The sequence below is a fragment of the Sphingomonas bacterium genome (assembly GCF_903644135.1).
In the GTDB taxonomy this organism is placed as follows: domain Bacteria; phylum Pseudomonadota; class Alphaproteobacteria; order Sphingomonadales; family Sphingomonadaceae; genus Sphingomonas.
On the sequence record NZ_CAHJXA010000092.1, the window covers coordinates 1 to 8,921 of the forward strand.

The 8,921-nt window shown below is 66.5% G+C and carries 5 protein-coding genes and 1 pseudogene; 4 read left to right on the top strand and 2 right to left on the bottom strand.

The window, feature by feature from the left end:
• Positions 1-888, bottom strand: an 888-nt coding sequence (locus HUU96_RS06720) for an extracellular solute-binding protein (protein WP_174292066.1), incomplete at its 3' end; no start/stop codon positions are given.
• 228 nt (positions 889-1,116) lie between these two features.
• On the opposite strand from HUU96_RS06720, the gene HUU96_RS06725 reads away from it, so the two are divergent.
• From HUU96_RS06725 to HUU96_RS06735, 3 genes are all read left to right on the top strand, one after another.
• Positions 1,117-4,095 (top strand): TonB-dependent receptor domain-containing protein, encoded by a 2,979-nt coding sequence (locus tag HUU96_RS06725; RefSeq protein WP_254605065.1) that lies wholly within the window; start codon positions 1,117-1,119, stop codon positions 4,093-4,095.
• Between the two features lie 85 nt (positions 4,096-4,180).
• Positions 4,181-6,280: a S9 family peptidase gene (locus HUU96_RS06730; protein WP_217430283.1), complete on the top strand. Its 2,100-nt coding sequence runs from the start codon at positions 4,181-4,183 to the stop codon at positions 6,278-6,280.
• Positions 6,281-6,315: 35 nt separating this feature from the next.
• Positions 6,316-7,737, top strand: coding sequence for an MFS transporter (locus HUU96_RS06735; protein WP_174292067.1), 1,422 nt, complete (start codon positions 6,316-6,318; stop codon positions 7,735-7,737).
• Positions 7,738-7,751: 14 nt separating this feature from the next.
• Here HUU96_RS06735 and HUU96_RS06740 read toward each other — a convergent pair whose 3' ends face one another.
• Positions 7,752-8,351 (bottom strand): TetR/AcrR family transcriptional regulator, encoded by a 600-nt coding sequence (locus tag HUU96_RS06740; RefSeq protein WP_174292068.1) that lies wholly within the window; start codon positions 8,349-8,351, stop codon positions 7,752-7,754.
• 92 nt (positions 8,352-8,443) lie between these two features.
• Here HUU96_RS06740 and HUU96_RS06745 point away from each other — a divergent pair.
• Positions 8,444-8,921, top strand: a pseudogene (locus HUU96_RS06745) (MFS transporter); the annotation flags it as partial.

Consider the following 8,921-nt stretch of genomic DNA (forward strand, 5'->3'; position numbering starts at 1 on the left):
CAGGCAGACGCCGCGCGCCATCGCTGCGCCGGCACCGCCCGGCCCCGGCGTGCTCGCGACGCCCCACAAGGCTGGCGGCACGATCTCGGTGCGGCGGCGCAGGTCGCCGATCCCCTGCACATCGAACGGCAGGATCGCGATCCAGCCCTTGCCCAGCTCCAGATAGGTGTCCCCGACCTCCGACCCGGTGAGCGCAGGCGAGAAGCGCTCGTCGTAGATCGACTTGTAGAAGCCGAGCGCCGCCCGGAAGCCCGCCGAGGAGAAGTTCCCGCGCGTGTCCCGGTCGCGCAGCAGCGGCTCGGGCTGTTGCGCGGCAAAGGCGAACAGCGGCTCCGGCCAGTCGAGTAGGTGCAGCGTCGCATAGCGGTCGGGGTGATGGCGCTTGATCGCGCGCGCCATCCGCGTCCAGTCGGCCCAGTCGGTCGGCGGCGCGGGATAGCCGGCCTCGGCGATCAGGTCGCGGCGGTAATATTGCACCCAGCTGTTCGCGGTCCACGGCACCGCCACTGCGCGGCCCTCCACCGTCACCGATGCGACCGTGCTCGGAAAATGACCGGCGAGCAGCGGCGATGCCGGCGGCGGCGGCAGCAGCGCGCCGACCAGCGCCAGTTCGGGCAGCCAATAGCTGCTAAGCATCATCACGTCGGGCAGCGAGCCGCCCGCATAGCCGGTCAGCAATTTCTCGTGCGCGCCCGTCCAGGGGATCGCCTGGACATCGACCGCGATCCCGGTCGCGCGCCGGAACGGCGGCAGCAGCAGCGGCGCGTTCTCACCCGCCGCGCCCATCGCCCACCAGGTCAGCCCATCGCCGCCCCGCACCTGCCCGCACCCCGCCAGCATCGCGCCCGCCCCGACCGCCAGCGCCGTCCGGCGCGAGATCATCGTCATGGTTCGTTGTGGCTCGATGGCCGGTCACCCCTCTCCGACCGGTCGATACCGACGCCGTTGCCCGCACCCAAGCACAAACCGGCGGATCGACATGATCTGGATCACACCGTCACGATAAACTGTTGCATAAGTGCATCACCGCCCCGCTAAAGCTATCGAAAGCCACAGCAATGATTGACGCGGCGGGGCAGACAGGTGGCACGCATCCCGGACATCCGAGGAGATATGATGCCGTCCGTCGCCTATCGCCGCAGCCTCTTCACAGGCGCGATCCTGCTGCTCGCCGCCCCCGTGCAGGCGCAGACCGTGCCGACGCCAGGCGTGGAACAGGCACAGGCCACGCAAGCGGCAGCAGGTGCGCAACAGCCCGCAAATGCCACCACGGCCTCGTCGGCCGAAGGACAAGCCAATGACATCGTTGTCACCGGCTCTCGCATCACCCGGCCCGAGTTCGCCGCGCCCAACCCGATCACTTCGTTCAACTCTGCAGCCATCCAGCAATCGGGCAACACCAACCTCACCAACTTCCTGGAGCGCGTCCCCGCGCTGACCGGCTCGCGCGACTTCACCCAGACGTCGGGCGGCAACGCCGTCTACAGCAACCCGTTCGGCGCGGCGGGGCTGAACGAGCTCAACCTGCGCAACCTGGGCGTCAACCGGACGCTGGTGTTGGTCAACGGTCGCCGTCACGTCGCCGGCGAGGCGAACAGCGCCGCCGTTGACGTCAACAGCATCCCCACCGACCTGATCGAGCGGGTCGACGTGCTGACCGGCGGCGCGTCCGCCGTCTATGGCGCGGACGGTGTGTCGGGCGTGGTCAACTTCATCCTCAAGCGCGACTTCGACGGGGTGTCGGCGCGCAGCCAGTTCGGCATCTCCGACCGCGGCGACGCTGCCAACCGCTTCGCCTCGATCGCCGCCGGCAAGACCTTCGCGGATGGCCGCGCCAACGTGACGATCGCTTATGAGTATAATCTCGACGACCGGTTGCAGAACGACGACCGCGAGTATCTGCGCGCTGATCGCCGGCAATACCTCATCCCCAACGACGCCGCCGCGACCAACCCGCGCCTGCCGAGCAACATACTGGTCGGCGACCTGCGCTATCCCAACGAGTCGCCGATCGGTGCCGTCGACGTCGATGGCGACGGCTATCCCGATTTCAACGGCCTCGGCCAGCCCTATCGCCACGGCACGCCCGCCTCCTATTACTCGACCGGCGGCGACGACACGCCGGTGGCAGGTTTCTACTCGGGCGATCTCGCACCGCGGATCGTGCGCAACGACGCCAACCTGCTGGGCCATTTCGACGTGTCGGACGCGCTCAAGCTGTCGGTCGAGGGCAAGTTCGCGCAGACGCGGGCGACAACCTTCGACTATTATATCGGCACCTACGGCACCCCGATCACGCTCGACAATCCGTTCGTTCCTGCCACGATCCGCAACGCTGCGCTTGCCGCGGGGCAGACCGCTGTTTCGGTCACGCGAGACAACATCGACTATGGCCGCCATGGCGAGAGCGATCTGCGCCGTACTTATCGCGGCGTCCTCGACGCGACCGGGCGGATCAGCGAACACGCCACCTATGACGCCTATTACGAATATGGCCGTACGGACGTTACGATCACCAAGCTGAACGAGCTGCTCAACGACCGCTACATGCAGGCGCTTGATGTCGTCACCAGTCCGACTACGCGCCAGCCGGTGTGCCGCTCCAACCTCACCGGCGGCAATCCCGGCTGCCTGCCCGTCAGCCTGTTCGGCCCCGGCCCGACCAGCCCCCAGGCATTGGCGTTCTTCCAGATAAACGACACCAGCTTCGCGCGCATCACCCAGCAGGTCGCGAACGCCTCGATCAGCGGCGACTTCGGCGCGTTCTTCCGCCTGCCCGGCGGACCGGTGCAGTTCTCGTTCGGTGGAGAATACCGGCGCGAGACCAGCGCCTTCGCGCCGAGCGATAATCTGATCAACAACCGCTTCATCGCCTACACCGAACCGACCCTGGTCGTGCCCTCGGGCGGCAGCTTCAACGTCAAGGAAGCGTTCGGCGAGCTGAACGCACCGATCCTGCAGGGTCAGCGCTTTGCCGAGACGCTGTCGGTCGGCGCGGCCTATCGGTACTCGCATTATTCGACGGTGGGCGACACCAACACCTACCAGTTCAACGGCGTCTATGCGCCGGTGCGGGCGATCTCCTTCCGGGGGTCGTATGGCAAGGCGGTGCGTGCGCCCAACATCGGTGAGCTGTTCCAGCCGGTGAGTGGAGATTCCGCCTTCTTCCAGGACCCCTGCCAGCCCAAGCGGATCGGGCTGGGGACGCAATACCGGGCGGCCAATTGTGCGGCACTGCTGGCGGCGGCAGGTGGCACCATATCCGACGCTCTTCAGACCGTCAGCAACGTCAACGGATCACGATCGGGCAATCCCAATCTCAAGGCGGAGACGGCAACAACCTGGACGGCAGGCGTCGTGCTGCGGCCCGGTTTCCTGCGCGGGCTGACGGCTTCGTTCGACTGGTTCGACATCAACCTCATGGGTGCCATCAACACGCCCGATCCGTCGTCGCTCGCCGACCTGTGCGTCGACTCGCCGACCACCGACAACGCCTTCTGCCGCTCGATCACGCGCGCAACCACCGCCTCGGTCGTCAACGGCGTCACCGCCGTTCGCGGGACGATCATCGGTTATGTCGTGCAGCCGCAGAACGTCGCCAATTTCCGCACGGCAGGCCTGGACGTCAACATCGATTACCTGCTCCGCACCGCTCATGCCGGAACGTTCGACCTGCGCTTGGTCGGCGGCTATCTCAACAGGCTCGAGTTCGTCGGCGTTCCAGGCGCGCCGGTCACCGACAATCTCGACCAGCCGGGACGGCCCAAGTTCAACGCCAACTTCTCGCCGAGCTGGACACTGGCGGGCGTGACGCTGACCTACAACCTGCGCTGGGTGGACGGGACCCGCACGGTCGACAAGCTGACCACCGACAACGATCCCAACTATGCCCCCGCCGCGCAGCTGCGCTACAGCGATCTGTGGCAGCATGACGTGCAGGTCGGCTATGAGGTCAAGGGCGGCATGTCCTTCTACCTCGGCGTGCAGAACCTGACCGACCAGAAGCCCGATCCCGGCAATTCGATCAACCAGCCGATCTCGGCGGTCGGGCGCTATATCTATGCCGGGGTGAAGATCAGGCTGGGCTCGCATTGAGCGGCTTCCAGACGCCTGGTTGACGCCACGCGCATTTGCGCAAAGGTATGGGGCGGATGATACGGGGACGATGGTGATGCGAGGAATGGCGTTGATGGCCGGCGCGGCGTTGCTGGCGGGTACGGCCTCTGCGCAGCAGGCGCCGCCGCCCCACGCCGCCGCCAAGCCGTTCCAGGTCACCTCCCCCAACGGCGTGCGGGACGACCATTATTACTGGCTGCGCGACGACACGCGCAAGAACCCGGAGATGCTCGCCTATCTCGCCGCCGAGAACGCCTATGCCGACGCGCAGCTCGCCTCGCTCAAGCCGCTGCAGACCAGGCTGTTCGACGAGACGGTGGCGCACATCAAGCAGGACGACAGCTCGGTTCCATATCGCAAGAACGGCTATTGGTATGGCTCGCGCTACGCGACCGGTGCCAGCTACCCGATCCTCGAACGCCACAAGGGTGCCGCGACCGCGCCGGCCGAGATGCTGTTCGATCAACCCGCCATGGCGATCGGCCACAATTTCTTCGCGCTGTCCGCCTGGGCGGTCAGCCCAGACAACCGGCTGGTCGCCTGGGCCGAGGACGTGGTCGGCCGTCGCCAGTACGTCCTCCACGTCAAGGACCTCGCGACCGGCGCGCCGATGGCCGACACCATCGCCAATATCGAGCCGGACATCGTCTGGGCCGACGACAACCGCACGGTTCTGTACGTCGAGAAGGACCCGGTGACGCTGCGCGGCTATCGGGTGAAGGCGCACGTCCTCGGCACGCCGGTCGCGAACGACACGCTGCTGTACGAGGAGAAGAACGACACCTACCAGATGGGTCTGGAGCGTACCAGCGACGACAAGTTCATCTGTATCGCGGTCGAGACCACCGTCAGCGACGAACAACGCTGCGCCCCCGCCGCCGCGCCGCGCGTCTTCACCGTGGTCGCGCCGCGCCGGCGCGAGTTCCGCTACAGCTCCGATCATCTGGGCGCGCGCTGGATCATCCGCACCAACAAGGATGCGAAGAACTACAAGCTGGTGACGGTCGCCGATGCCGATCTTGGCAAGGGCACCGCCGCCTGGCGCGACCTGACGCCGGCCAGCGACACCGTGTTCATCGAACAGTTCAAGCCGTTCCAGGGCTTTGTGGCGATCGACCAGCGCGAGGGCGGCAACCGGATGATCCGCCTGCTCGACGACGCGGGTGCCTCGCTGCCGGTCAAGGCCGACGAGCCCGCCTACCGCATGGCGCTCGACGTCAACGAGGAGCCGGCGACATCTTGGGTGCGCTATACCTATGGCTCGCTGGTCACGCCGACGACGACCTACGAGGTCAACGCGAAGACTGGCGAGCGCCGTGTGCTGAAGGTCTCGCCCGTCCCCGGCTATGACCCAGCGAAATATGTCACCGAGCGGGTCTGGGTGCCGGCCCGCGACGGCACCCGAGTGCCGGTCTCGCTCGTCTACGCCAGGACGACCAAACGCGATGGCACCGCGCCGCTGTTCCAATACGCCTATGGTTCCTATGGCATCTCGACCGATCCCGGCGTCGATCCCGGTCGGATCGGGCTGCTCGACCGCGGCTTCGTGTATGCGATCGCGCATATCCGCGGCGGACAGGAGATGGGCCGCGGCTGGTATGACGACGGCCACCTGCTCAACAAGAAGAACAGCTTCACCGACTTCATCGACGTCACCCGCTATCTGGTCGCGCACGGCTATGGCGCGAAGGGACGGGTCGCGGCGCTGGGCGGCAGCGCGGGCGGGCTGTTGATGGGCGGCGTCGCCAACATGGCACCGGCCGACTACAAGCTGATCATCGCGCAGGTACCGTTCGTCGATGTCGTCACGACCATGCTCGACGCGTCCATTCCGCTGACCACGTTCGAATATGACGAATGGGGCAACCCGGCGCAGAAGCGCTATTACGACTACATGCTGAGCTACTCGCCATACGACAACGTCGCGGCCAAGGCCTATCCGGCGCTGTATGTCGGCACCGGATTGTGGGACAGCCAGGTGCAATATTACGAGCCGACCAAGTGGGTCGCCAAGCTGCGCGAGATGAAGACCGACAGCAATCCGCTGCTGTTCCGAGTCAACATGGAGGCCGGGCACGGCGGCAAGTCGGGCCGCTTCGAGCGCTTCCGCCAGAATGCCGAGTGGCAGGCGTTCATGCTCCAGCAGCTCGGGACGGCGGGCTAGCCCCAGCCTGCTTCGTCGAAGGTTACAGCACCGTCATGAGGTCAAGCTCGCCCGACGCAGCCACGGCCAGCTCGGTTCGCTCTCGCCTGCTGATCTTCCTCATCGCCGGCGCGATGTTCATGGAGAATCTCGACGGCACGATCATCACGACGGCGTTGCCGGTCATGGCGCGATCGTTCGCACGCTCGGCAGTCGACCTCAATATCGGGGTGAGCGCCTATCTGCTGGCGCTCGGCACGCTGATCCCCGCCAGCAGCTGGGTTGCGGACCGGTTCGGCACCCGGCGGACGCTGGTGCTGGCGATCCTGGTGTTTACCTTCGCGTCGCTGCTGTGCGGTGCCGCGCAGAACTTGGCACAGTTCGTCGCCGCCCGCGTGCTGCAGGGTACGGGCGGCGCGATGATGGTGCCGGTCGGTCGCCTGATCGTGCTGCGCCACACTCCGGAAGAGCGGCTGATGGATGCGATGGCGACCTTGGTCTGGCCCGCGCTGATCGCACCGGTGCTGGGGCCGCCGCTCGGCGGCTTCATTGTCGTCCATGCCGACTGGCGCTGGATCTTCTACCTCAACCTGCCGCTCGGCCTGATCGCAGCGGCGGCAACGCTGCGCCTCGTTCCCGATCTACGCTCACCCGCCCGGCTACCGTTCGACTGGCTTGGCTTCATCCTGTGCGGTGTGGGCGTCTACGGCCTGATGGCCGGCATGGATCGCGTGGTCGATCGCGCCGATGCGGTCAGCGTCGGCCTGATCCTGCTCGGTGCGGGCTCGCTGGCGATGGCGGTGCGTCATTTTCGACGCGCGCGCCACCCGATGATCGACCTGTCCGCCTTCCGGTTCCCGACCTTTCGGGCTGCGATGCGCGGCGGATCGCTGTCGCGGATGGCGATCGGCAGCGCGCCGTTCCTGCTGCCCCTGCTGTTCCAGGTCGGGTTCGGCTTCGATGCGCAGACGGCCGGCCTGCTGATGCTGGGAGTGTTCGGGGCCAATCTCGGCATGAAGGCAGTCACGTCCGGCATCCTGCGCCGGGCAGGGTTTCGGTCCGTGCTGCTGGTCAGCGGCCTGCTGTGCTCGTTGTCGCTTGCCGCCTGCGCGATGCTGACCGCGCGCACCGCGCTGCCGCTGATCGTGCTCGTGCTCCTGCTCGGCGGCGCGACTCGCTCGATGCAGTTCAGCACCTTGACGATGATCAGCTTCGCCGACCTTCCCAAGCCGCTGATGAGCGGTGCCAACGCGCTTGCCAGCACCATCGGGCAACTCAGCCTGGGGGCCGGCATCACTCTTGGGGCGATGAGCATCCGGCTTGGCGCGCCTCTGGGGCTGGCCATCGGTGCCCGCCCGGCGGCGGCTGCCTATGCGGGTGCCTTTCTGATCGTCGCCGCGGTCAGCGCTGTCGGCGCGCTGGAGGCGCTGCGATTGCCGTATGACGCGGGCAGGCGATTTGCAGGAGCGGTACGCTGATGCGGGTCAGTGCTTCAACGGTGCTGGAGCGCTGCGGCCAAGCTCTCGTTGACGCGTGCCAGCGCGGCCTCCATCGGCCGCTCCTCCCCCATCACGGCGAAGCTGCCGGTCAGCGCAAACGCGCAATGGCCATGAACCGTCGCGATCAGCGAGCGCGCGAGGATCGCGGCTCGCCCATCCGCAGGCTCGCCCAGCGCCGACGCCACTTCCGCCGACACGATCCCGGTCAGGGCCCCACGGATTTCGGCATCGCTGTCCGGCATCGCCATGCCGACGGGCAGGCGATGGTCGTAGATCGCCGTCCATAGATTGGGATGATCGCCGGCGAACGCGAAGTACGCTTCGACCAGCGCACGGATGCGGTCGTCACCCGCGACAGCGAGCGCTGCGCGAAGGTGATCCGCCCACAGGCCAAAGGTACGGGTGTTGATCGCCAGCACCAGCGCGTCGGCGCTGCCGAAGACGTTGTAGACCGTGCCGACGGAGTAACCGATCCGCTTCGCCACCTCGCGCGCGGAGAAGCGGGCGAAACCCTGCTCGGCCATCAGCGCGTGCCCCGCCGCGAGGATCAGCTCCTCCAGCTCATCGCGCGTATGATCCGACCGGCGTCCCATGCCGCTCGATAACAAGGAACTGAACGATGTCGAATTATATTATTGAGCAGCGCTCATTTGTTTGCTAGGCGAAGAAGACGGAGGATTGATCGATGGCCGCACCCGACCTGTCGCTGCTCGGCAAACGCCGCTTCGCGCCCCTGTTCGTCGTCCAGTTCCTGGGCGCGTTCAACGACAACCTGCTCAAGTTCGCGCTGCTGTTCCTCGCCAATTTCGGCCTGTACGCAGCCGCGCCGGACAAGGCGGAGATGCTGGCGACGGTCGCCACGGGCCTGTTCATCCTGCCCTATTTCCTGTTTTCGTCGATCGCCGGCCAGCTCGCCGACGGCCATGACAAGGCGCTGCTGGTCCGCTGGGTCAAGGCGGCGGAGGTCGTCATCATGGTGCTGGCGCTGGTCGGCTTCCGGCTATCGTCGGTGCCGGTGCTGCTCGCCTGCCTGTTCCTGATGGGGTGCCACTCGACCATCTTCGGCCCGGTCAAATATTCGATTCTGCCGCAGCATCTGGGACCGCACGAGATCATGGGCGGTACCGGCCTGATCGAGGCAGGGACGTTCCTTGCGATCCTCG

Bases quoted from the DNA above. Each gene is read 5' to 3' on its own strand.
- HUU96_RS06725 (WP_254605065.1), top strand. From the start codon at position 1,117: ATGCCGTCCGTCGCCTATCGCCGCAGCCTCTTCACAGGCGCGATCCTG.
- HUU96_RS06730 (WP_217430283.1), top strand. From the start codon at position 4,181: ATGGCGTTGATGGCCGGCGCGGCGTTGCTGGCGGGTACGGCCTCTGCG.
- HUU96_RS06735 (WP_174292067.1), top strand. From the start codon at position 6,316: ATGAGGTCAAGCTCGCCCGACGCAGCCACGGCCAGCTCGGTTCGCTCT.
- HUU96_RS06740 (WP_174292068.1), bottom strand. From the start codon at position 8,351: ATGGGACGCCGGTCGGATCATACGCGCGATGAGCTGGAGGAGCTGATC.